We start from the raw sequence: 20,839 nt of genomic DNA, 5'->3' as shown, positions 1-20,839 counted from the left end.
TCCTTGGGTCGGTCCGCAGGACGATCCGAACTAGCATGCGCGGATGCGTACTGGAAGATCATTCATGCTGCTCGCGGTGACGGCCCTGCTCGTCGGAGGGTGTTCGGCCGGGCAGGCCGAGGACGACCCCCGGCGCCCGCCGCGCGGGATCGCCGAGCTCAGCACCGCCGAGATCCAGAGCCGCTGGTGGAGCTGGGCCGCATCCAGTCCGGCCGCCACCAACCCGGTGTCCGACCCGGACGGCCGCTTCTGCGCCGAGAACCAGCCCGCCGACGCCTGGTTCCTCGCGGGCACCTTCGGCGGCAAGGCCGAGCGCCGCTGCGCGATCCCTGTGGCACGGCCCGTGGTCTTCCCGGTGGTCAACTTCACCGGTACGAAGGCCGAGTGCGCGGCGAAGATGGCCGAAGCGGAAGGCAAGGTCGTGATCGGCAGCAGCGACGTGGCGGTGGAGCGCATGGAGCCAACCGCCATCCGGATCAAGGGGGTCGAAGGCAACCCGGTGACGCAGACGGCGGAGACGGTCAATACGTACGGTTGCGGGCTGTGGGTGCGGCTGGGGCCCGTCCCCGGAGGCACAGGCACCCTGACCATCGACGGTACGGCGGGATCCTTCTCCCTCTCGGTCACCTACGAGCTCGAGGTCGGCAAGTGGACGTACTAGTCGGCGAGCAGGCGGCCTGAGAACAGGCCCCGCAGGGTGTGGGCGGCGGCGAGGAGCCAAGCGGTCAGCAGGGCGAGGAAGAGGGCCGCGGCGAGCCAGCAGAGCGCGTTGAGCCCGGTGTGGCGGGCCAGGCCGGCGGCGCCCGTGACACAGGTGCCGACGGGGAAGGTCAGCGCCCACCAGGTCATCGCGAAGCCCATGCCGGCCCGGGCCGCCCGGACCAGCATGCACACGGCGAGGGCCAGCCACAGCAGGGCGAATCCCATCACGGGCACCCCGTAGACGACCGCGAAGGCGCCGAGCGCGCCGGCGTAGGGGGCGCCGATGGCCTGGGGGGCCATGTCGGCGAGCTGGTTCACGGCGGTGGTCGACTGTCCCAGGGGGCCGAGGACCAGGAACAGCGTCGGGGTGAGGGCCAGGGGGAGGGGGCCGCCCACGATCAGCCGGCCGAAGATCAGGGGCAGCATCAGCAGGGTGGCGAGCAGGCTGATGCCGAACATGGCGTAGCAGGCGAGCAGCATGGCCTCGCGGGGCTGGCCGGGCGACAGGTGGGGTATCAGCAGCGGGCCGAGGGCCGCCGAGACCATGGGGGCGACGAGGGGCAGCAGCCAGACGGGGGTGGCCTGCTTCGGCTCGACCTTGTGGCGCACCACCATCAGGTAGGGCACGGTCACTGCCGCGACCAGGCCGATCGCGGTGCCCGCGGTGAAGAGCACGGCGTCCACGGCCACGGCGGCGCCGGTCCCGATCAGGTCCCTGCCGACGATGAGGGTGCCGCCGCCCACGGCCAGCAACGCCATCGAGAGGCACCCGTAGAAGGGGGCGACGGCGGGGTCGAGGAGGTGGGCGCGGGCCTGGTCGCGGTGGTGGAGCCAGTGCCCGGCGCGCGCGGTGAGCAGGACGGCGAGGGCGGCGGCGGACAGCGCCCAGACGAGCTGGCAGGCCACGCGCTGGCCGGGGAGCTGGTACGGAAGGGCCGCGCCGGCGTTGGCGACGATCGCGGTGCCCATGACGGAGGCGTACCAGTTCGGGCCGAGGTGTCGCAGCGCCGGTGCCTTGTGGGCGGTGGGCGCGGGTTCGGAGAGGGTGCGGGGTCGCACGAGGGTGGTGGCCATGGGTCCAGCGTCATGCCGGGGCGGGACGAACGGCAGGGATCACCTTTCTATAAGGCCATAAACTGATGTTATGGGTGATGAGAAGTGGGTTCCGCTGGCGCACCGCGTACCGGACCTGGGCGCGCTGGAACTGCTGCTGGAGGTGGCCCGCGTCGGGAGCCTCAGCGGCGCCGCCCGGCGGCTGGGGATCACCCAGCCCGCGGCGAGCAGCCGGATCCGCGCGATGGAGACCCGGCTCGGTGTGGCGCTGGTGGACCGTTCCCCGCGGGGGTCGACGCTGACGGCCGAAGGCGCACTGGTCACCGACTGGGCCCGGCGGGTGGTGGAGGCGGCGGAGGCCCTCGACGCGGGGGCGCAGGCACTGCGGGGGCGGCGGGACTCGCGGCTGCGGGTGGCCGCCAGCATGACCATCGCGGAGTACCTCCTGCCGGGGTGGCTGATCGCGCTGCGCGGCCAGCGGCCCGACACGGCGGTGTCGCTGCACGCGGGCAATTCCGCGGTGGTCGTGCAGCGGGTTCTCGCGCACGAGGCCGACCTCGGCTTCGTGGAGGGCCTGACGGTGCCGGAGGGACTGGACTCGGCGGTGATCGCGCAGGACCGCCTCGTCGTGGCGGTGGCGCCCGTCCATCGGTGGGCGCGGCGCACGCGGGGCGTGGAGGCGGCGGAACTGGCGGCGACCCCGCTGATCCTGCGCGAGCGGGGATCGGGTACCCGGCAGGTACTGGACGCCGCGCTCGCCGGGCACGGCGGTCTGGCCGCGCCGCTGCTGGAGCTGGCGTCGACGACGGCGGTGAAGGCGGCCGCGCTGGGCGGTGCGGGGCCGTGCGTGTTGTCGGAGCTGGCGGTGGTGGACGAGCTGGCGGCGCGCCGGCTGGTGGAGGTGCCGGTGTCGGGCGCGGAACTCGGCCGGGCCTTGCGGGCCGTCTGGCCGGCGGGCGCCCGCCCGGCCGGCCCCGCCCGGGACCTGCTGTCCCTGACCCGGGGCACCCCCTGAGGAGTGCCCGCGCTCAGGCCGGCCCGGCGGCGCGCCCTGCGCCGCGCCTCGCCCCGTTGTCCTCGCTCGACGACGCTCCGCGCAGCCTCCTTCATCCGCCTTGCGATCCTTCCCCTCGGCCCTGCGGGCTGGGATGCCCTATGACGCCGGACTGCGCTCCTGGATCCGGCCTGCTCGACAGGAAGCCCCCTGACCTCCCGGCAGGGGGCGCACGGTGAGGATCTGTTCGGCGTGGCCGACCGGGCCGTCGATGTCGTTAGGGCGCGGAGGGGCGATTCGCTGGGGCACGGGGGCCTATGGGTGCACCCGTAAGAAGGGTGGCTCCGGCACGTATCACGCCCGCCGGGCCGCCGCCACAGGCCCGGCGGGTGTCAGCCCGGCGCCTGGGAGCGCGACTGCAGGCGCTTCGTCAGGAGGGAGCCCAGGACGATCAGGGCGATTCCCAGCCACCACACGGTGTCGAAGATCAGGACCGCGATGCCGATCGGTACGAGCAGGCCCGCCAGCGGCACCAGGAAGCCCGCCCACCGTGTGGGCTCGGGAGGCAGTCCGGCGGCTTCGCGGACCGCCCGGGCGCGGGCGACGTCCGGGTACCAGACGGTGAACTTCACCGCGGCGACGATCGCCAGGATCTGGATGATCCAGCCGGTCCAGAGGTTGCTCGGGTTGTGCAGGACCAGGTCCCCGTACGCGCCCGCGGCGGCGGCCACCAGGAAGGCGATGCCCCACGCCCCCGTGATCATGTAGTTGGTGCGCAGGAAGCCGCGGGTGTGCCAGAGGGACGGGTCGACCTGCTCGCGGGCGTACTGGAGGGTGAACGGCATCCGCACGGCCATCGAGCCGAAGGCGATCACCGCCAGCGCGATGTTGGCCACCTCGCCCGCGTACGTCTCCAGCCAGCGCAGGGTCCCTTCGTCGACCAGGGCTCCGATGACGGCCATCGACGCGAAGAAGACCACGTCGGCCAGTTCCAGCAGCTTCCAGGAGCTGCCGCGGTTGACCAGGTGGCCCACCGCGATCAGGGCGACCGCCGCGGCCAGGGCCAGTCCGACGGCCAGTTCGAACCGTCCGGGGCCGACCAGCAGCGAGAAGACGATCCACGGCGCCATGCCCACGACCGGGTTGTCCAGGAACCGGGCCACCGGTCCCTTCGCCGTGCGGTGCGCGTCGGTGCTCACCCGTCCAGCGTGCCCGCCCGTCGGCCGGAGGGCCATTCGTGGCGGCCGCGCCCGGCGCGGGGCGCGAGCGGGGTGCGGGGGCCGGCCGCGGGCCCCGGCGCTGGGGAAGGCGCTGGAGTCCCGCGGCCGGCGGTCGGTCAGGCCACCGGTACCGCGCCGCGGACGGCGGCGGCCTCGATCAGGGACGCCATCACCCGGGTGTCCTCGTCCCGCTCCGGGTGCCACTGCACGCCCAGCACCCAGCGCGCGGGGTCGGGCAGCTCGATGGCCTCCACCGTTCCGTCGAGCGCGTGCGCCGAGACGACCAGGCCGCGGCCCAGGCGCTCGACCGCCTGGTGGTGGTAGGTCGGCACCTGCGCCTCCTCGGGGACGAGGTCCGCGTACCGGGTGCCCGGGACCGGGCGGACCGGGTGCCGGGACATGACGCCCGGGGTGTCGACGTGGCCGTCGATGTGCTGGATCAGGGTGCCGCCCAGGGCCACGTTCAGGGCCTGCATCCCGCGGCAGATGCCGAGCACGGGCACGTCCGCCTCCAGGGCGGCGTTGATGAGGGCCAGCTCCCACTGGTCGCGGACCGTCGCGGGGGCGCCCGTACGGGGGTCGCGCGCGGCTCCGTAGTGGACCGGGTCCACGTCCGGGCCGCCCGCGACGACCAGGCCGTCCACCCGGCTCAGCACCTCCGCCGCCGATCCGGGCTCGTCCGGGGGAAGCAGCACGGCCGCGCCGCCCGCCGCCTGGACGAGTTGGTGGTACCCGGTCGGTACGAGCGATGTCGGGAGGTCCCACACCCCGTAACGGGTGGATTCCTCGACGTAGGTGGTGATGCCGATGAGCGGCCTGGGCACGTTCGATACCTCCGGAAGGGGGCGGGGGCGGACGGTGACAGGGTTTCAGTCGCGGGCCAGTTCCGCCTCGGCTTCCGCGAGGGCCGCGAACTCCTCCTCGGGGGCCGACGCCACGAGGTGGCGGCGACTGTAGAGCGCGAAGTAGGCCAGGGCGACGGCGTACACGGCCAGGGCGATGAACGCCGCGTCCTTGTCCACGAGGAAGGTGGCGACCAGGGCCGACAGGGCGAGTACGAAGGCCACCGAGGAGGTCAGGACCCCGCCCGGGGTGCGGTAGGGGCGCTCCAGCTGCGGCTCCCGGCGGCGCAGCACGATGTGCGAGAGCGCCATCAGGGCGTAGGAGATGGTGGCGCCGAAGACGGCGATGTTGAGCATGCGGGCGCCGTTGCCGGTGGCCGCGGCCAGGGCGAAACCGATCGCGCCGGGGATGATCAGGCCCAGGTACGGGGCCTTGCGCTTCGAGGTGAGCGAGAGGAAGCGGGGCAGGTAGCCGGCGCGCGAGAGGGCGAAGAGCTGGCGCGAGCCCGCGTAGATCAGCGAGAAGAAGGAGGCCACCAGGCCCGCCAGGCCCGCGTAGTTCACGAATCGGCTCAGCGCGGTCGGGCCGCCGTCCCCCTCCAGGGCGACGACGAGGGGGTTGCCGGCCGACTTGACGGCGTCGGCGCCCTGCGCGCCGGTCGCCGCGAAGAAAGTGATCAGGGCCAGTAGGGCGAGGATGCCCATGCTGATGGACAGGGCCTTCGGCATGGAGCGGACCGGGTCCTTCGCCTCCTCGGCCGCCAGCGGTACGCCCTCCACGCCGAGGAAGAACCACATGCCGAAGGGGAACGCGGCCCAGATGCCGAGCACGCCCAACGGCAGCCATGAGTTGGAGCCGAAGGCGCTCGTGTCGACCGGGATGTCGTTCAGGCCGTCGGCGCTGAACTCCGTGAAGGCGCCCACCGCGAAGATCAGCAGCGCGGCGACGGCGACGGCGGTCACGACGAGGCTGAAGCGGAGCGCCTCGCCGACGCCCCACAGGTGCACGCCGATGAAGACCACGAAACAGCCGAGGTAGACGGGCCAGCTGGAGGTGAGGCCGAAGAGGCCGAGGGACTCCACGTAGTCGCCGATGAAGATGACGATCGCCGCCGGGGCGAGGATGTACTCGATGAGGATGGCGGTGCCGGTGAGGAAGCCGCCCCAGGGGCCCAGCGCCCGGCGGGCGAAGCCGTACCCGCCGCCCGCGGTCGGCAGGACGGTGGACAGCTCCGCGAGGGAGAACACCAGGCAGGCGTACATGGCGCCCATGAGGACGGTGGCGATGGCGAGGCCGCCGAAGCCGCCCTTGTCGAGGCCGACGTTCCAGCCGGAGAAGTCACCGGAGACGACGTAGGCGACTCCGAGCCCGGTCAGGAGCAGCCAGCCGGCGCTGCCGCGGCGCAGTGTGCGGCGCTCCAGGTAGTCGTCCGGGCCGTCGCCGCCGGCGGGTGACGTGGTGGGTGCGGGCACGGCTGTCAGCCGTGCCTCGATGTCGTCGGCCATCGTGCGCTCCTGCCTCAGGGCAATGGTTGTGGGGCGTACCTTTGCCGCAGTGGAGCGGAGCGCGCAAGACCTCTGCGTAAAACAGACGTTACGAAAGCCTCTCGGACACCCCCTTCCCCCCTCGTCCCGTCCACCTCAGGCGAGGAACCCCCGCAGCAGCGCCGCCGTGCCGCAGCAGTGCTCGCGCATGGTCTCCCGCGCCCCGGCCGCGTCCCGTTCCAGCACCGCCTCGACCAGCGTGCTGTGCTGCTGCTGCGAGTGCTCCAGGTTGCGCACCAGCAGCGGGATGCAGTCGAGCAGGTCGTTGACGGTGGCCCGGACGGCGGCGTACTGGGCCGTCAGGGTGGCGGACCCGGCGAGCTCGCACAGCGTGAGGTGGAAGAGGGTGTCCTGGCGGCGATAGTCGGCGAGCGGGGCGTCGTGGGTGGCCCCGAGCGCGGCGAGCAGCCGTTCGGTGCCCTCCTCGGTCAGCCCCTGGGAGGCGCACAGCCCGGCCGCCCCCACCTCCAGGACCTCGCGGAAGCGCAGGGCGTCCTCGATGTCGACGCCCGCCACCCGTCTGCGCAGCTCCTCCTCCGTGCCGCCGGCCGGGGTGTCGGGGCGGGGCAGCACGAACGTTCCGCCGTACCGGCCGCGCCGCGCCTCCACCAGGCCCTGGTCCTGCAGTACCTTCAGGACCTCGCGCAGGGTGACCCGGCTGATCCCCATCCGCTCCGCGAGCTCGCGCTCGGGCGGGAGCCTCTCGCCGCCGGGGACCAGCCCCAGGCGGACCACTTGGAGGATCTGCTCCAGCGCCTCCTCGAACCCGTTGCCCGCCCGCACCTGGCGCAGCACCGGGTTCAGGCGCCGGGCGGCGTCGCCTTCGCTCGCCGTATCGGTCATCTCGGCTCCTCCCCTTCCCAAGCAATGGTTCTATTCAATACCTTAGGCCTCCTCGGCTCACCGAAGGAGAGAATCCCGTGGTAGACCGCAAGCCGCCGCTCGCGCCCGAGGAGCTCCGCATCCTCGTCGCCAGCGGTGAGATCGACACAGTCGTCCTGGCCTTCCCCGACATGCAGGGGCGGCTCCAGGGCAAGCGGTTCGCCGCACAGTTCTTCCTGGACGAAGTCCTCGAGCACGGCACCGAGGGCTGCAACTACCTCCTGGCCGTCGACACCGACATGAACACCGTCGACGGCTACGAGATGTCCTCGTGGGAGCGGGGCTACGGCGACTTCGCCATGCACCCCGACCCCGCCACCCTGCGCCGCATCCCCTGGAACCCCGGCAGCGCCTTCATCCTCGCCGACCTGGCCTGGAACGACGGCACGCCCGTCGTGGCCGCACCCCGCCAGATCCTGCGCCGCCAGCTGGAACGCCTCACCGAGCACGGATACACCGCGATGGTCGGCACCGAGCTGGAGTTCATGGTCTTCCAGGACACCTACGAACAGGCCTGGAACGCCAACTACCGCGGCCTGACCCCCGCCAACCAGTACAACATCGACTACTCCGTCCTCGGGACCGGCCGCATCGAACCCCTGCTGCGCCGGATCCGCAACGAGATGCAGGCCGCCGGCCTGACCGTCGAGTCGGCCAAGGGCGAGTGCAACCTCGGCCAGCACGAGATCGCCTTCCGCTACGACGAGGCGCTCACCACCTGCGACCAGCACTCCGTCTACAAGACCGGCGCCAAGGAGATCGCTTCCCAAGAAGGCGTCTCGCTCACCTTCATGGCCAAGTACGACGAGCGGGAGGGCAACTCCTGTCACATCCACCTCTCGCTCACCGACGCCGACGGACGCAACGCGATGGCCGGAGAGGGCCACGAGGAACACGGCATGTCCCCCGTGATGCGCCACTTCCTGGCCGGCCAGCTCGCCGCGCTGCGCGACTTCTCCCTTCTCTACGCCCCGAACATCAACTCGTACAAGCGTTTCCGGCCGGGATCCTTCGCACCGACCGCCGTCGCCTGGGGCCTCGACAACCGCACCTGCGCCCTGCGCGTCGTCGGCCACGGCCGCTCCATGCGCTTCGAGAACCGCCTCCCCGGCGGCGACGTCAACCCCTACCTCGCCGTCGCCGGCCTGGTCGCGGCCGGGCTCTACGGCATCGAGAACCGCCTGGAGCTGCCGCCGATGTGCACCGGCAACGCCTACACCGGCGACTACGCACACGTACCCGCCACCCTGCGCGAGGCCGCCGACCTCTGGGAGAACAGCGAGATCGCCAAGGCCGCCTTCGGCCCCGAGGTCGTCGCCCACTACCGCAACATGGCCCGCGTGGAACTCGACGCCTACGACTCCGCGGTGACCGACTGGGAGCTGCGCCGCTCCTTCGAACGCCTGTAGCCACGCTCACGCTCGCCATCGAACCGAAACTGTGAGGCACCACGTGTCCGACGCGCTGGAAGTACTGAATCCGGCCACCGAGGAACTCGTCGCCGTCGTCCCGGCCGCCACACGGGACGACGTCGGCGCCGCCGTCGCCCGGGCAGCCGCCGCCCAGCGCGCCTGGTCGGCGGCTGCCCCCGCCGACCGGGCCCGCCTGCTGCGCCGCTTCGCCGCGGTCGTCGACGCGAACATCGAGGAACTGGCCCGGCTGGAAGTCCGCGAAGCCGGGCACACCATCGGCAACGCCCGCTGGGAAGCCGGCAACGTACGCGACCTCCTCGACTTCGCCGCCGGGGGAGTGGAACGGCTCTCCGGCCGCCAGATCCCCGTCGCCGGCGGCATCGACGTCACCTTCCTCGAACCCCTCGGCGTCATCGGCGTGATCGCCCCCTGGAACTTCCCCATGCCGATCGCCGCCTGGGGCCTGGCCCCGGCGCTCGCCGCCGGCAACGCCGTCATCCTCAAGCCCGCCGAGACCACCCCTCTTACCGCTCTGCGCCTCGCCGAACTCGCCCTCGAAGCCGGGATCCCCGAACACCTCTTCCAGGTGCTCCCCGGCCACGGCGACACCGCGGGCGACGCGCTCGTCGAACACCCCGGCGTCGCGAAGATCGTCTTCACCGGCTCCACGCGCGTCGGCAAGCAGATCATGGCCAAGTGCGCCGGCCGGGTGAAGCGCGTCACCCTCGAACTCGGCGGCAAGAGCCCCAACATCGTCTTCGCCGACGCGGACCTGGAAGCCGCCGCGGCCGCCGCCCCCATGGCCTTCCTCGACAACAGCGGCCAGGACTGCTGCGCCCGCACCCGCATCCTCGTACAGCGCTCCGCCTACGACCGCTTCCTCGACCTCGTGGCCCCCGGCATCGAGGCCGTCGCCGTGGGTGACCCGCTCGACGAGAAGACGCAGATGGGCCCGCTGATCTCACGGACCCAGCTGGACCGCGTACGGTCCTTCGTCACCGACGACCTGACCGCCGTCCGCGGCACCGCCCCCGAGGGCCCCGGCTTCTGGTACCCGCCGACCCTCGTCACCGACGTCGCCCCCACCGCGCCCGTCGCCACCGAGGAGGTCTTCGGCCCCGTCGCCGTCGTCCTGCCCTTCGAGGACGAGGAGGACGCCGTACGCCTGGCCAACGCCACCGAATACGGCCTCTCCGGCTCCCTCTGGACCCGCGACATCGGGCGCGCGCTGCGCGTCTCGCGCGCCGTCGCCGCCGGCAACCTGTCCGTCAACTCCCACAGCAGCGTCCGCTACTGGACCCCCTTCGGCGGCTACAAGCAGTCCGGACTCGGCCGCGAGCTCGGACCCGACGCCCTCACCGCTTTCACCGAGACCAAGAACGTCTTCATCAGCACGGAGGCCTGAACCACATGTCCGTAGAGCCCACCGAGATCATCTGCCGCCGCCTCGTCGGCCGCACCGCCGTCATCACGGGAGCCGGCAGCGGCATCGGCCTCGCCACCGCCCGCCGACTGGCCTCCGAAGGCGCCGACGTCGTCTGCGCGGACATCGACGAAACGGCCGGCAAGGCCGCCGCCGAGGAGGTCGGAGGCCTCTTCGTCAAGGTCGACGTCACCGACAAGGAAGACGTCGACGCCCTCTTCAAGACCGCCTTCGACACCTACGGCTCCGTCGACATCGCCTTCAACAACGCCGGCATCTCGCCCCCGGACGACGACTCCATCCTCACCACCGAGCTCGACGCCTGGCGCCGCGTCCAGGACGTCAACCTCACGTCCGTCTACCTCTGCTGCAAGGCCGCACTGCCCTACATGCAGCGCCAGGGCCGCGGTTCGATCATCAACACCGCCTCCTTCGTCGCCATCATGGGCGCCGCCACCTCCCAGATCTCCTACACCGCATCCAAGGGCGGCGTCCTCGCCATGTCGCGCGAGCTCGGCGTGCAGTTCGCCCGCGAGGGCATCCGCGTCAACGCCCTGTGCCCCGGGCCCGTCAACACCCCGCTGCTCCAGGAGCTGTTCGCCAAGGACCCCGAGCGCGCCGCCCGCCGGCTCGTACACATCCCGCTGGGCCGGTTCGCCGAGCCCACCGAGATCGCCGCCGCCGTCGCCTTCCTCGCCAGCGACGACTCGTCCTTCATCAACGCCACCGACTTCCTCGTCGACGGCGGCATCTCGGGCGCGTACGTCACCCCGCTGTAGCCCCCCACCCGACAGCCGGGCGTCGCACCACGCCCGGCTGTCGTGCTCCACCGTCCGTGACGCCTTCACCGCCAAGCAGCGTTCACCCGTGTTTCCGCGCAACCCCACCCGGCGCCTCCAGCAGCTCATCGACCGGGTACGGCCGCTGCAACCCCTACCGGTCCCGCGCGCCAGGCCAGTCGCCGACGCCTGCGACGCCCTCGCCCGCCCCGGCGCCCCGGTGCCCACCGGGACCCCCGCCGGCGCCGGCTGCGCGGACGAGATCCACGCGGTCTACGGCACCGCCGCGACCCGCACCGGAGCCGCCGCCTTCGCCGGCCGGGACCGCCGCACCATGGAACCCGGACACGCCCGGCTGCCCCAGCTGATGCAGGGCTGGTCCGCCCGCGAGATCCGCGGCTCCGCCGCCTCCGCCCGCGCCGAGAACCTCGCCGCGCCCGTCGGCGCCACCCAGCAGGTCGGCACCCCTGAGCGAGGGCCTACGGAGAGCCGGCTTCGACGTCTGGATCAGCTCGGCCTCCCCGCAGCCGGTCGTCGAGGACTGGGCCGAGGGCGTCGGCACCGACGCGGACCACGTCATCGGCATCCGCAACACCACGGCCCGCGCCGGGGCGTACACCACCCGCCTCCGGTCCAGCCGGTCGTCCGCCGCCAGGTGTCCGCGGCGGGCGACTCCGACACCGACATCTCGTTCCTGCGGTGCGCGACCGCCCTGCGGCTCGTCCCCAACCGGAACAAGAACGAACTGATGTGCCGGGCCTACGACAGCAGCGGCGGCACCCACCGGACCGGTCCGCCGCGGCGACACCAGCGTCGTCCCGGACCAGGCGGACACCGTGTTCCCGCGGACCGTCACAGGAAGGTGCGGCCCTCGCCCCGGTAGGTGGGGACGCTCTGCGTGACCCGATCGCCCTCGACGAGGTGCAAGGTGTCGAAGCGTTCGCACAGCTCGCCCGCCTTCGCATGGCGGAACCACACCCGGTCGCCGATCAGCAGGTCGTCGGCCGGGCTCCCCAGGAGCGGCGTCTGCACCTCACCCGCACCCTCCTGGGGGTCGAAGCGCAGCCCCTGCGGCAGGTGGGGAACCGGCAGCCGGTCCGGGCCGGCCGCCCCCGAGGCCGGATAGCCGCCGCCGAGCACCGTCACCACCCCCACCCCGGGGCGGCGCACCACCGGCTGCGCGAACAGTGCCGCCGGACGCCCGCTGAACGAGGTGTAGTTGTCGAAGAGCCGCGGCACGTACAGCCCCGACCCGGCGGCGATCTCCGTCACCGCGTCCTCGGCCGCGGTCTGCTGCACGCTGCCCGTACCGCCGCCGTTGACGAACTCAAGGTCCGGCACGACGGCCCGCACCGCCGCCGCCACCTCGGCCCGCCGCGCCACCAGCTCCCTGCGCGCCGCGCCCTGCATGAGCCGGATGGCCCGCGACCGCAGCGGGCGCCCCGCCAGCGCGTCCCCGACCCCGGCGACGTGCCCCTCGTACGCCATCAGCCCCACCACCCGGAACCCGGGCCGCCCGGCGACCGTACGGGCCAGCGCGGCCAGTTGCGCGGGCTCGCGCAGTGGCGAGCGGCGCGCCCCCACGCGGATCCGGCCGCCGAGCAGCCGCAGGGCGGTGTCCAGCTCCAGGCAGACCCGGATCTCCTCGCCGCCGCCGTCGCGGGCCCCGTCGATCAGCTCCAGCTGCGCGGGATCGTCCACCATCACGGTCACGGCGGCGGCCAGCTTGGCGTCGTTCGCCAGCTCGCCGAAACCGGCCCGGTCCGCGGACGGATAGGCGAGCAGCACGTCCTCGAACCCGGAGCGGGCCAGCCAGAGCGACTCGGCGAGCGTGTACGACATGACCCCGGCGAACCCGGGCCGGGCCAGTACCCGTTCGAGCAGGGCCCGGCACCGGACCGACTTGCTGGCGACCCGGACCGGCTTGCCGCCGGCCCGGCGCACGAGATCGTCGGCGTTGGCGTCGAAGGCCTCGAGATCCACGATGGCCAGCGGCGCGTCCAGGTGCGCGGTCGCCCGGTCGTACCGGGCGCGGTCGGCGGCGGCGGAGTTCATGGGCGGCAGCTTGCCAGAGGTCTCTACCGGTGGGTAGGCCCCGGCCCAACCCCGGGACTCCGCCCCGGACCCCGCGCCTCAAACGCCGGCGAGGCTGAAGTGGGAGCCGGCGGGGCTGAGGGGGGAAGCCGGTGGGGCTGGGGGGGGGTTGGTCGGTCGGGCTGGATCTGCTGGACGGGGGCGGGGGCTGGGCGGGGTGTTGGCCGGGACGTAAAACGTGATTTGTGGCGCGGTAGGCGCCTGTACGGGTCGGTCCGCCCCAGGCGCCATAAATCATGCAGTCCCGGACGACACCCCGACCCGGCCCCGGCGCCGGCCCCGTGTTCCACCGCCGCCCGGCCCGCCCGGGCCCGCACCGCCCCCGCGGACCCCCGCCCCCGCGGACCCCCGCCCCGCCGGACCCCGGACTCCGCCCGACCCGCCCAGCCAGGCGGCACCCGCGAACCCCGTAGAGTACGGGCAGGCAGCCGTACGGAACGGGGGGCGGAGCCGCCGGATGACCACGACGACACCGCGGACCACGATCCCGGGCGAGCCCGACCCCTGGTCCCCGCCGCCCCAGCCCGCACACGCCCCGCCGCGTCGCCGCCCCGCCCGTGTCGCGGCCGCGACCCTCTGCCTCGTCCTCGGCGGCGGCCTCGTCGGCGGAGCCGCCGTCACCACCTGGGCCGAACACCGCGCCGCGAACCGCCCCTTGCCCGCCGACGCCGCTTACCGCAGGGCCGGCTCGCTGTGGCGCGCCGCCCCCGCGGACAGCCTCCTCCCGCCCGTCCTCGCCGGCCCCTCGGCCGGCCCCGGCGGCGCCGACCGCACATGGACCCGCATCGCGCTCGCCCCCGACGCCGACTGCCCGGCCGCCCTCGCGGCCGACTGGCAGGCACTGCTGGCCCCCACCGGCTGCACCCGCGTTCTCCGCGCCACCTACACCGACGCCACGCGCAGCTCCCTGATCGCCGTCGGCATGGTCTTCACCCCCGCCGACGAGGCCACGATGCGCTCGCTCGACGGCCGGCTCACCGCCCCGCCCGCCTACGGGTTCGCCGACAACCAGCGGGCCGCCTGGGCCACCTCCGTACGCACCGAGGCCCCCGTCGTCGTCTACGCCGTCTCCGCCTTCGCCGACGGCCGCCCGCAGGACGCCCCCCGCCCCGCCGAGGACCTCGTCAAGAAGGACGCCACGGGAGCCGCCGCCCAGGCGGGCCTCGGCCACGAGGCCAAGGCGCTCGCCGCCCGCCTCGGGGACGGCCTGGCCGCCCTCGCCGCACCGCCCGCCCCAGGCACCGCCCCCGCCACAGCCACCCCGCCCGCGCCGAAGGCCGCACGATGACCCCCGCCCCCGCCCCCGGCCCCGCCCGCACTGGCACCCGCCTCCGCACCCGCACCCTCCGCGGCGCAGCCGTACTCGCCGCCACCGCCCTGCTCGCCACCGCCACCGCCGTCCCGGCCGCCGCCGACACCATCCGCGACCGCCAGTGGGGACTCCTGGCCCTGCGCGCCGAGGAGGCCTGGGGCACCACGCGGGGCGACGGCGTGACCGTCGCCGTCCTCGACACCGGTGTCGACGAGTCCCACCCCGACCTGTCCGGGCAGGTCCTCGCCGGCACCGACCTCATCGGCATGGGCGCCGGCCCCGGCGACCGCGCCTGGGCCCGCCACGGGACCGCCATGGCGAGCATCATCGCTGGGCACGGCCACGGCCCGAGCCGCGGCCAGGGAGTGCTCGGCATCGCCCCGCAGGCACGGATCCTTCCGGTGCGGGTGATCCTCGAAGAGGGCGACCCGGGCCGGGCCAAGGCCCGCGAGAGCAAGGGCGGTGCCCTGGCAGAAGGCATCCGCTGGGCGACGGACCACGGCGCCGACGTGATCAATCTGTCCCTCGGGGACGACAGCGACTCCGCCCACCACGAGGCCGGCGAGGACGAGGCCGTCCAGTACGCCCTCGCCAAGGGCGTGGTCGTCGTCGCCTCCGCGGGCAACGGAGGCGAGTCCGGCGACCGCGTCTCCTACCCGGCGGCCTATCCGGGGGTCATCGCCGTGACCGCGGTCGACCGCCGCGGCCGGAAGGCCAAGTTCTCCACGCGCAACTGGTACGCGACCGTGAGCGCCCCCGGCGTCGACGTCGTCATCGCCGACCCCGACCGCTCCTACTACGAGGGCTGGGGCACCAGTGCCGCCGCGGCCTTCGTCTCCGGCGCGGCGGCCCTCGTCAAGGCCGCGCACCCCGACCTGTCCCCGGCCCAGATCAAGAAACTGCTGGAGGACACCGCCTCCGACTCCCCGGCCGGCGGCCGCGACGACGCCCGCGGTCACGGAACGGTGGACCCCGCCGCCGCACTGCAGGTCGCGGAGGCGATGCGGGCGGAGGCCGCGGTGCCCGCGCCGGCCGCCGCCGCGAGCCGGTACTTCGGCCCGGGCCCCGAGCCGGTCCGACCCCGCGAGCGGGGCGCCCGGCTCGGCGCCCCGGCGGCGGCGGTCGCGGGAGCCGCGCTGCTCGTCCTGGCCGCCGTACTGGCCCGGCGCCCGCGCCGGGGTCCCCGGGGCCACGACGCACACCCGGCACAGTAGGGTCGGGTAACTGTGGCGAACATGGCGAACAAGAACATTCCCGACCCGGGCTTCTCCGATGACGACGGCTCCGCCGATCCCGAGCTGACCGCGGCCCTCGCCGCCTGGGCCGAGGACCGCACCCAGGAGCCGCGGGTACTGGCGGCGCTCAAGGGCGCCCGGCTGCTGGTCCCGGTGGTCGCCGTGCTCGGCGAGGTGGAGACCGACCCGGGGACCGGCCTGAAGCGGGAGAAGACCAGCGACATGGCCGTCCCGACCCTGCGGGCGGGCGACCGGCGGGCCCTGCCCGCCTTCACCTCGATCGCCTCGCTCGCGCTCTGGGACCCGGCCGCCCGGCCGGTGGCCGTACCGCTGCACCAGGCGCTGGCGGCCGCCGCGCACGAGAAGGCCGACACGGTGGTGCTCGACCTGGCCGGCCCGGTCGCCTACCAGCTGACCGGCCCCGCGCTGCTCGCGCTCGCCGAGGGCCGTACCGACACCGACCCGCTGGCCGACCCCGCCGTACGGGAGGCCGTACGGGCCGCCGTGTCCGCCGAGCCCGCCGTGCTCCGCGCCCACCTCGGCCCGGCCGGCGCGGACGCCGACGGGATCCTCGCGATCGTGCTGGCCGCCGACGCCCAGGCCCCCGCAGCTGCCCGCCGCGTCGCAGAGGCCCTGGCGGCGGACACCACCCTGCGGGCCCGCCTGGTGCGCGGCCTGAACCTGGCACTGCTGCCGTCGGACGCCCCGGCCCCGCCCGGCGAGGCGCTCTTCACCCGCTGAACGACGAAGGAGGGGCGGGCCGTGGTGTCACGGTCCGCCCCTCCTTCGTCGTGTTCCGGGCGGGATCAGCCGAACACGGGGCCGGTGAACTTCTCGCCCGGGCCCTGGCCCGGCTCGTCCGGGACGATCGACGCCTCGCGGAAGGCCAACTGGAGCGACTTCAGGCCGTCGCGCAGCGGGGCGGCGTGGAAGGAGCTGATCTCGGTGGCGCTCGCGGTGACCAGGCCGGCGAGGGCCGTGATCAGCTTGCGGGCCTCGTCGAGGTCCTTGTGCTCGGAGTCCGGCTTGTCCAGGCCCAGGTTGACCGCCGCGGCGCTCAGCAGGTGCACGGCCACGGTGGTGATCACCTCGACGGCGGGCACGTCCGCGATGTCGCGGGTCATGGCGTCGTAGTCGGGGGTGCCGTCGGCAGTGGTTTCGGTGGAGGTGGAGGGCGTCGCGTCAGTCATGCGGACCACGATATGCCGTGCGGCGGGCTTGCAACGCGGGTGCTAGTATGTACATCGACCGGCCGGATGCTGTGGTGTCCGGCCCACAAGTGGAGGCTCCGTTCTCCCACCTGACCGCCTTCCGGGGCGGCGGGTCACCGGTCAGGCGGCATCCATCGTTCCGTACGGACGATGGAAAGCCGCCCGAGTTTGCGCCCCGCATCTTCGCATGCGGCGGTGCTCCGGTTGTTTTGGAGCCCCCGCCTGTGCCCGGCGGGGCTTTTTTCATTCCCCCGCCGTGGTCGGTCTGACGGAAATACACGTCAGCGGCTGTCTGCCAGGCAGTCGTGTGGTGCTACCGAGGAGGATCCATCAGCACCGAGCCCCGCATCAACGACCGGATTCGCGTTCCCGAGGTACGACTCGTCGGTCCCAGCGGCGAGCAGGTCGGCATCGTGCCGCTTGCCAAGGCGCTTGAGCTCGCGCAGGAGTACGACCTCGACCTGGTCGAGGTCGCGGCGTCCGCACGCCCGCCGGTCTGCAAGCTCATGGACTACGGCAAGTTCAAGTACGAGTCGGCCATGAAGGCCCGTGAGGCGCGCAAGAACCAGGCGCACACGGTCATCAAGGAAATGAAGCTCCGGCCGAAGATCGACCCGCACGACTATGACACCAAGAAGGGTCACGTCGTTCGGTTCCTCAAGCAGGGCGACAAGGTCAAGATCACGATCATGTTCCGTGGTCGCGAGCAGTCCCGGCCGGAACTCGGCTACCGACTGCTGCAGCGTCTCGCTTCGGACGTCGAGGACCTCGGGTTCATCGAGTCGAACCCGAAGCAGGACGGCCGAAACATGATCATGGTCCTCGGTCCGCACAAGAAGAAGACCGAGGCGATGGCCGAAGCCCGCGAGGCGCAGGCCGCCCGCAAGGCCGAGCGCCAGGGCGTCGCCGCTGCCGACGAGGCGGCTCCTTCCGAGGAGGCCGCCCCGGTCGAGGCGACGGACGCCAAGGATGCCGAGGTCACCGAGGCCGACGCCGGTGAGGCGAACGCCGAGGCCTGATTCCGAGGCACCTGTCTCGAATCACCTACACAACATGACGCTCCCACAAGCCGGTCCGGACCGGGCCGGCGAGGGAGCGCCACCGACGAGGAGATAACGGCGCCATGCCGAAGAACAAGACGCACAGCGGTACCAAGAAGCGCTTCAAGGTCACCGGCTCCGGCAAGGTGCTCCGCGAGCGCGCCGGCAAGCGCCACCTGCTCGAGCACAAGTCGTCCCGTGTCACCCGCCGCCTCACCGGCAACGCGGAGATGGCTCCCGGCGACGCCGCGAAGATCAAGAAGCTTCTCGGCATCTGACGTCCTCCGCTCCCCTTCTCGGGAGCGGAAGCATGTCGAGACCGGGACCCCATCGAATTTCCGGGTCGTGTGAAGACACCCACGGCCCCGCTACAAGGAGTTAAAAAGTGGCACGCGTCAAGCGGGCAGTAAACGCCCACAAGAAGCGCCGGGCGATCCTCGAGGCGGCCTCCGGCTACCGCGGTCAGCGTTCGCGCCTGTACCGCAAGGCCAAGGAGCAGGTCACCCACTCGCTGGTCTACAACTTCAACGACCGCAAGAAGCGCAAGGGCGACTTCCGTCAGCTGTGGATCCAGCGCATCAACGCCGCTGCCCGCCAGAACGGCATGACGTACAACCGCCTCATCCAGGGTCTGAAGGCCGCCAACATCGAGGTGGACCGCAAGATCCTCGCGGAGCTGGCCGTCAACGACGCCAACGCGTTCGCCGCGCTCGTCGAGGTCGCGCAGAAGGCGCTCCCGGCCGACGTCAACGCCCCCAAGGCCGCCGCGTAAGGCTTGGCCGGCCGCATGAGCGGTCGGCACCCTCGGACCCGCAGGCGATGCGCCTGCGGGTCCGAGTGCTTTCCCCGCACCGTCGCGCCCCGGGCGCCCGCACCCCGAGAGAGAACCGCAGAGACCATGGCTGACCTGGGTCACCCCGCCGAGCTGATCTCCCCCCGATCCCCGCGGGTGGCCGCCGCCAGGCGACTGGCGCGGCGCAACTTCCGCACCAAGGAGCGCCGGTTCATCGCCGAGGGCCCCCAGGCGGTCCGGGAGGCCGTCGAGCACCGCGGACCCACGGGAGAGCCGACCCTGATCGAGCTGTTCGCCACCGTCGAGGCCGCCGAGCGCTACTCCGAGATCATCGGTGCGGCCCTGGACGCCGGCGCGCGCGTCCACTACGCCTCCGACGAGGTGCTCGCCGAGGTCTCCCAGACGGTCACGCCCCAGGGCCTCGTCGGCGTCTGCCACTTCCTCGACTCGCCGTTCGAGGAGATCCTCAAGGCCGAGCCCAAGCTCGTCGCGGTCCTCGCGCACGTCCGCGACCCCGGCAACGCCGGTACGGTGCTGCGCTGCGCGGACGCCGCCGGCGCCGACGCGGTCGTGCTCACCGACGCCTCCGTGGACCTCTACAACCCCAAGTCCGTACGCGCCTCCGTGGGCTCCCTCTTCCACCTCCCGGTCGCCGTCGGCGTTCCGGTGGAGCAGGCCGTCCACGGACTGCGCGCGGCCGGCGTGCGGATCCTCGCGGCCGACGGCGCCGGCGAGGACGACCTCGACGCCGAACTCGACGCGGGCACCATGGGCGGGTCCTCCGCCTGGGTCTTCGGCAACGAGGCCTGGGGCCTGCCTGAGGAGACCCGGGCCCTCGCGGACGCCGTCGTACGGGTCCCGATCCACGGGAAGGCGGAGAGCCTGAACCTGGCGACGGCCGCCGCCGTGTGTCTCTACGCGTCCGCGCGAGCACAGCGGGCGCCCGGAGGGTGCCGCTCCGTGACCCCCAGCTAGTAGTGTGGCGGCCCGGGGGGCCCACGGCGCTACTCGGAGATGTGGGGTACGGGGACATGACGGACATGACCGTCGGTACGAACAGCGCACCTGGGGCCGCTGCCGCGGCCGAGGAGCGGTTCCGGGACGCTCCCGGACCCCCGGCCGCAGCCGCCGACGGGCTGTGCGGCGTGCCACCGCAGGCCGTGGACTCGGCCCGCGCGCGCGGCGCCGGACCCGCCGCCCGCCCGGTCCGCGCAGCCCAGACGGCCGCCGGGGCACCGGCCGCGGGCTTCGGCCCCGGCTTCGCCGTGGACCCCGACTACCTGCCCGACGGACTCGTCGTCGCCGACGACACCGGCCGGGTGGTCTGCTTCAACGCGGCCGCCGCGCGGATCACCGCCCTCGCGCCGGAGCAGGCGCTCGGCGCCCCCATCGACCGGGCCCTCCCGCTGGAGGACCTCGAAGGCCGCCGCTGGTGGGCGCTGACCGACCCGTACGGGGGCCTGGCCACCCGTCGCGGCCAGCCCGAGCGGAACCTGCTGCTGCCGGGCGGCCGCGAGGTGCTCGTCTCCGCGAGCTACATCCGTACCCACCCCACCGGGCCGGTGCGCCGCCTCGTCGTCACCCTGCGCGGTACGGAGGCCCGCCGCCGCACCGAACGCAGCCATGCCGAGCTGATCGCCACGGTCGCCCACGAGCTGCGCTCGCCGCTGACCTCCGTCAAGGGCTTCACTGCGACCCTCCTGGCGAAGTGGGAGCGGTTCACCGACGACCAGAAGCGGCTGATGCTGGAGACCGTCGACGCCGACGCGAACCGCGTCACCCGCCTGATCGCCGAGCTCCTCGACATCTCGCGCATCGACTCGGGCCGCCTGGAGGTCCGCCGCCAGCCGGTCGACATCGCCACCGCGGTGGGCCGGCACGTGCAGGCGCTCACGGCGAACGGCCAGGCCCCCGAGCGGTTCCTCGTCAGCATCAGCCGCCCCCTCCCCGACCTGTGGGCCGATCCCGACAAGATCGACCAGATCCTCGGCAACCTCCTCGAAAATGCGGTGCGCCACGGCGACGGAACGGTCACCATCGGGGTATCGCCGCATGAGAAGGGAACCGCCGTCACCGTGTCCGACGAAGGCCCCGGGATCCCCGAGGAGTCGATGGCCCGCGTCTTCACCCGCTTCTGGCGGGGGAGCAAGCGCGGCGGCACCGGCCTGGGCCTGTACATCGTCAAGGGCATCGTGGAGGCGCACGGCGGCACCATCACGGTCGGCCGCGGCCCCGGCGGCGGCGCCGAGTTCCGATTTATCCTGCCCGTGAGCGCCCCGGCCTACCTCACGCAGTAGTCCTG

At 73.2% G+C, this 20,839-nt stretch carries 21 protein-coding genes; 14 read left to right on the top strand and 7 right to left on the bottom strand.

Going from position 1 to position 20,839, the window contains the following annotated elements:
* Window positions 1-43 precede the first annotated feature (43 nt).
* Complete coding sequence (locus tag ACZ3X1_RS21755) at window positions 44-661, top strand: signal protein (RefSeq protein ID WP_467280665.1); 618 nt, start codon at window positions 44-46, stop codon at window positions 659-661.
* Here ACZ3X1_RS21755 and ACZ3X1_RS21750 read toward each other — a convergent pair.
* A complete protein-coding gene (locus ACZ3X1_RS21750; protein WP_467280664.1) occupies window positions 658-1,776 on the bottom strand; it encodes a TDT family transporter in 1,119 nt (372 codons plus the stop codon). The genes ACZ3X1_RS21755 and ACZ3X1_RS21750 overlap by 4 nt on opposite strands.
* Window positions 1,777-1,846: 70 nt before the next feature.
* Between ACZ3X1_RS21750 and ACZ3X1_RS21745 the strand changes: the two genes are divergently transcribed.
* Window positions 1,847-2,770 carry a LysR family transcriptional regulator gene (locus ACZ3X1_RS21745; RefSeq protein WP_362625868.1) on the top strand — a complete coding sequence of 308 codons (924 nt, stop codon included), beginning with the start codon at window positions 1,847-1,849 and terminating at the stop codon, window positions 2,768-2,770.
* Between the two features lie 371 nt (window positions 2,771-3,141).
* Here ACZ3X1_RS21745 and ACZ3X1_RS21740 read toward each other — a convergent pair whose 3' ends face one another.
* From ACZ3X1_RS21740 to ACZ3X1_RS21725, 4 genes are all read right to left on the bottom strand, one after another.
* Complete coding sequence (locus tag ACZ3X1_RS21740) at window positions 3,142-3,948, bottom strand: hypothetical protein (protein ID WP_467280663.1); 807 nt, start codon at window positions 3,946-3,948, stop codon at window positions 3,142-3,144.
* A gap of 137 nt (window positions 3,949-4,085) precedes the next feature.
* Entirely contained in the window at window positions 4,086-4,793 is a 708-nt protein-coding gene (locus tag ACZ3X1_RS21735; RefSeq protein WP_467280662.1) for a gamma-glutamyl-gamma-aminobutyrate hydrolase family protein, read from the bottom strand.
* 45 nt (window positions 4,794-4,838) lie between these two features.
* A complete protein-coding gene (gene eat / locus ACZ3X1_RS21730) occupies window positions 4,839-6,317 on the bottom strand; it encodes an ethanolamine permease (protein ID WP_356813818.1) in 1,479 nt (492 codons plus the stop codon).
* 135 nt (window positions 6,318-6,452) lie between these two features.
* Window positions 6,453-7,199: a FadR/GntR family transcriptional regulator gene (locus ACZ3X1_RS21725; protein WP_356813817.1), complete on the bottom strand. Its 747-nt coding sequence runs from the start codon at window positions 7,197-7,199 to the stop codon at window positions 6,453-6,455.
* A 77-nt stretch (window positions 7,200-7,276) separates the two neighbouring features.
* Here ACZ3X1_RS21725 and ACZ3X1_RS21720 point away from each other — a divergent pair, with 77 nt between their 5' ends.
* From ACZ3X1_RS21720 to ACZ3X1_RS21705, 4 genes are all read left to right on the top strand, one after another.
* Window positions 7,277-8,647: a glutamine synthetase family protein gene (locus ACZ3X1_RS21720; protein WP_467280661.1), complete on the top strand. Its 1,371-nt coding sequence runs from the start codon at window positions 7,277-7,279 to the stop codon at window positions 8,645-8,647.
* Window positions 8,648-8,690: 43 nt separating this feature from the next.
* On the top strand, window positions 8,691-10,055 hold the full coding sequence (locus tag ACZ3X1_RS21715; protein ID WP_356813830.1) for an aldehyde dehydrogenase family protein: 1,365 nt from the start codon (window positions 8,691-8,693) through the stop codon (window positions 10,053-10,055).
* A 5-nt stretch (window positions 10,056-10,060) separates the two neighbouring features.
* On the top strand, window positions 10,061-10,852 hold the full coding sequence (locus ACZ3X1_RS21710; RefSeq protein ID WP_030829941.1) for a 3-oxoacyl-ACP reductase: 792 nt from the start codon (window positions 10,061-10,063) through the stop codon (window positions 10,850-10,852).
* An 88-nt stretch (window positions 10,853-10,940) separates the two neighbouring features.
* Window positions 10,941-11,735, top strand: a complete 795-nt coding sequence (locus ACZ3X1_RS21705) for a hypothetical protein (RefSeq protein ID WP_467280660.1) — start codon at window positions 10,941-10,943, stop codon at window positions 11,733-11,735.
* On the opposite strand, the gene ACZ3X1_RS21700 is transcribed toward ACZ3X1_RS21705, so the two are convergent.
* A complete protein-coding gene (locus ACZ3X1_RS21700) occupies window positions 11,705-12,907 on the bottom strand; it encodes an amino acid deaminase/aldolase (protein WP_467280659.1) in 1,203 nt (400 codons plus the stop codon). The two genes, ACZ3X1_RS21705 and ACZ3X1_RS21700, sit on opposite strands and share 31 nt — an antisense overlap.
* Window positions 12,908-13,403: 496 nt before the next feature.
* On the opposite strand from ACZ3X1_RS21700, the gene ACZ3X1_RS21695 reads away from it, so the two are divergent.
* Genes ACZ3X1_RS21695 through ACZ3X1_RS21685 form a run of 3 tightly spaced genes read left to right on the top strand, consistent with a single transcriptional unit; the run spans window position 13,404 to window position 16,234 of the window.
* Entirely contained in the window at window positions 13,404-14,234 is an 831-nt protein-coding gene (locus ACZ3X1_RS21695; protein ID WP_467280658.1) for a hypothetical protein, read from the top strand.
* Window positions 14,231-15,472 carry a type VII secretion-associated serine protease mycosin gene (gene mycP / locus ACZ3X1_RS21690; protein WP_467280657.1) on the top strand — a complete coding sequence of 414 codons (1,242 nt, stop codon included), beginning with the start codon at window positions 14,231-14,233 and terminating at the stop codon, window positions 15,470-15,472. The genes ACZ3X1_RS21695 and mycP overlap by 4 nt, the downstream gene beginning before the upstream one ends.
* Window positions 15,473-15,493: 21 nt before the next feature.
* Entirely contained in the window at window positions 15,494-16,234 is a 741-nt protein-coding gene (locus ACZ3X1_RS21685) for an SseB family protein (RefSeq protein WP_356813810.1), read from the top strand.
* Window positions 16,235-16,299: 65 nt separating this feature from the next.
* Here the strand turns inward: ACZ3X1_RS21685 and ACZ3X1_RS21680 are convergent, their stop codons facing one another.
* Entirely contained in the window at window positions 16,300-16,683 is a 384-nt protein-coding gene (locus tag ACZ3X1_RS21680) for a DUF1844 domain-containing protein (RefSeq protein WP_356813809.1), read from the bottom strand.
* 326 nt (window positions 16,684-17,009) lie between these two features.
* On the opposite strand from ACZ3X1_RS21680, the gene infC reads away from it, so the two are divergent.
* The 5 genes from infC (at window position 17,010) to ACZ3X1_RS21655 (ending at window position 20,834) form a co-directional block, all read left to right on the top strand.
* A complete protein-coding gene (gene infC, locus ACZ3X1_RS21675; protein WP_362625895.1) occupies window positions 17,010-17,723 on the top strand; it encodes a translation initiation factor IF-3 in 714 nt (237 codons plus the stop codon).
* A gap of 104 nt (window positions 17,724-17,827) precedes the next feature.
* Window positions 17,828-18,022: a 50S ribosomal protein L35 gene (gene rpmI, locus ACZ3X1_RS21670; protein ID WP_030012385.1), complete on the top strand. Its 195-nt coding sequence runs from the start codon at window positions 17,828-17,830 to the stop codon at window positions 18,020-18,022.
* 107 nt (window positions 18,023-18,129) lie between these two features.
* The gene (gene rplT, locus ACZ3X1_RS21665) at window positions 18,130-18,516 is read left to right on the top strand and encodes a 50S ribosomal protein L20 (protein WP_007263143.1); all 387 of its coding nucleotides are present in this window, start codon (window positions 18,130-18,132) and stop codon (window positions 18,514-18,516) included.
* A gap of 135 nt (window positions 18,517-18,651) precedes the next feature.
* Complete coding sequence (locus ACZ3X1_RS21660) at window positions 18,652-19,512, top strand: TrmH family RNA methyltransferase (RefSeq protein ID WP_467280742.1); 861 nt, start codon at window positions 18,652-18,654, stop codon at window positions 19,510-19,512.
* A gap of 65 nt (window positions 19,513-19,577) precedes the next feature.
* Window positions 19,578-20,834 carry a sensor histidine kinase gene (locus ACZ3X1_RS21655; RefSeq protein ID WP_362626127.1) on the top strand — a complete coding sequence of 419 codons (1,257 nt, stop codon included), beginning with the start codon at window positions 19,578-19,580 and terminating at the stop codon, window positions 20,832-20,834.
* Window positions 20,835-20,839 lie beyond the last annotated feature (5 nt).

This window comes from Streptomyces sp. NPDC023541 (assembly GCF_055559995.1).
Note: the sequence above shows the minus strand (reverse complement) of the source record. Positions and strands in the feature narration are given on the sequence as shown.

What these genes read in the sequence shown, in the direction of transcription:
- ACZ3X1_RS21755 (WP_467280665.1), top strand. Translation starts at nt 44, where the DNA reads ATGCGTACTGGAAGATCATTCATGCTGCTCGCGGTGACGGCCCTGCTC.
- ACZ3X1_RS21750 (WP_467280664.1), bottom strand. Translation starts at nt 1,776, where the DNA reads ATGGCCACCACCCTCGTGCGACCCCGCACCCTCTCCGAACCCGCGCCC.
- ACZ3X1_RS21745 (WP_362625868.1), top strand. Translation starts at nt 1,847, where the DNA reads ATGGGTGATGAGAAGTGGGTTCCGCTGGCGCACCGCGTACCGGACCTG.
- eat (WP_356813818.1), bottom strand. Translation starts at nt 6,317, where the DNA reads ATGGCCGACGACATCGAGGCACGGCTGACAGCCGTGCCCGCACCCACC.
- ACZ3X1_RS21725 (WP_356813817.1), bottom strand. Translation starts at nt 7,199, where the DNA reads ATGACCGATACGGCGAGCGAAGGCGACGCCGCCCGGCGCCTGAACCCG.
- ACZ3X1_RS21710 (WP_030829941.1), top strand. Translation starts at nt 10,061, where the DNA reads ATGTCCGTAGAGCCCACCGAGATCATCTGCCGCCGCCTCGTCGGCCGC.
- ACZ3X1_RS21700 (WP_467280659.1), bottom strand. Translation starts at nt 12,907, where the DNA reads ATGAACTCCGCCGCCGCCGACCGCGCCCGGTACGACCGGGCGACCGCG.
- ACZ3X1_RS21695 (WP_467280658.1), top strand. Translation starts at nt 13,404, where the DNA reads ATGACCACGACGACACCGCGGACCACGATCCCGGGCGAGCCCGACCCC.
- mycP (WP_467280657.1), top strand. Translation starts at nt 14,231, where the DNA reads ATGACCCCCGCCCCCGCCCCCGGCCCCGCCCGCACTGGCACCCGCCTC.
- ACZ3X1_RS21685 (WP_356813810.1), top strand. Translation starts at nt 15,494, where the DNA reads ATGGCGAACAAGAACATTCCCGACCCGGGCTTCTCCGATGACGACGGC.
- ACZ3X1_RS21680 (WP_356813809.1), bottom strand. Translation starts at nt 16,683, where the DNA reads ATGACTGACGCGACGCCCTCCACCTCCACCGAAACCACTGCCGACGGC.
- rpmI (WP_030012385.1), top strand. Translation starts at nt 17,828, where the DNA reads ATGCCGAAGAACAAGACGCACAGCGGTACCAAGAAGCGCTTCAAGGTC.
- ACZ3X1_RS21655 (WP_362626127.1), top strand. Translation starts at nt 19,578, where the DNA reads ATGACCGTCGGTACGAACAGCGCACCTGGGGCCGCTGCCGCGGCCGAG.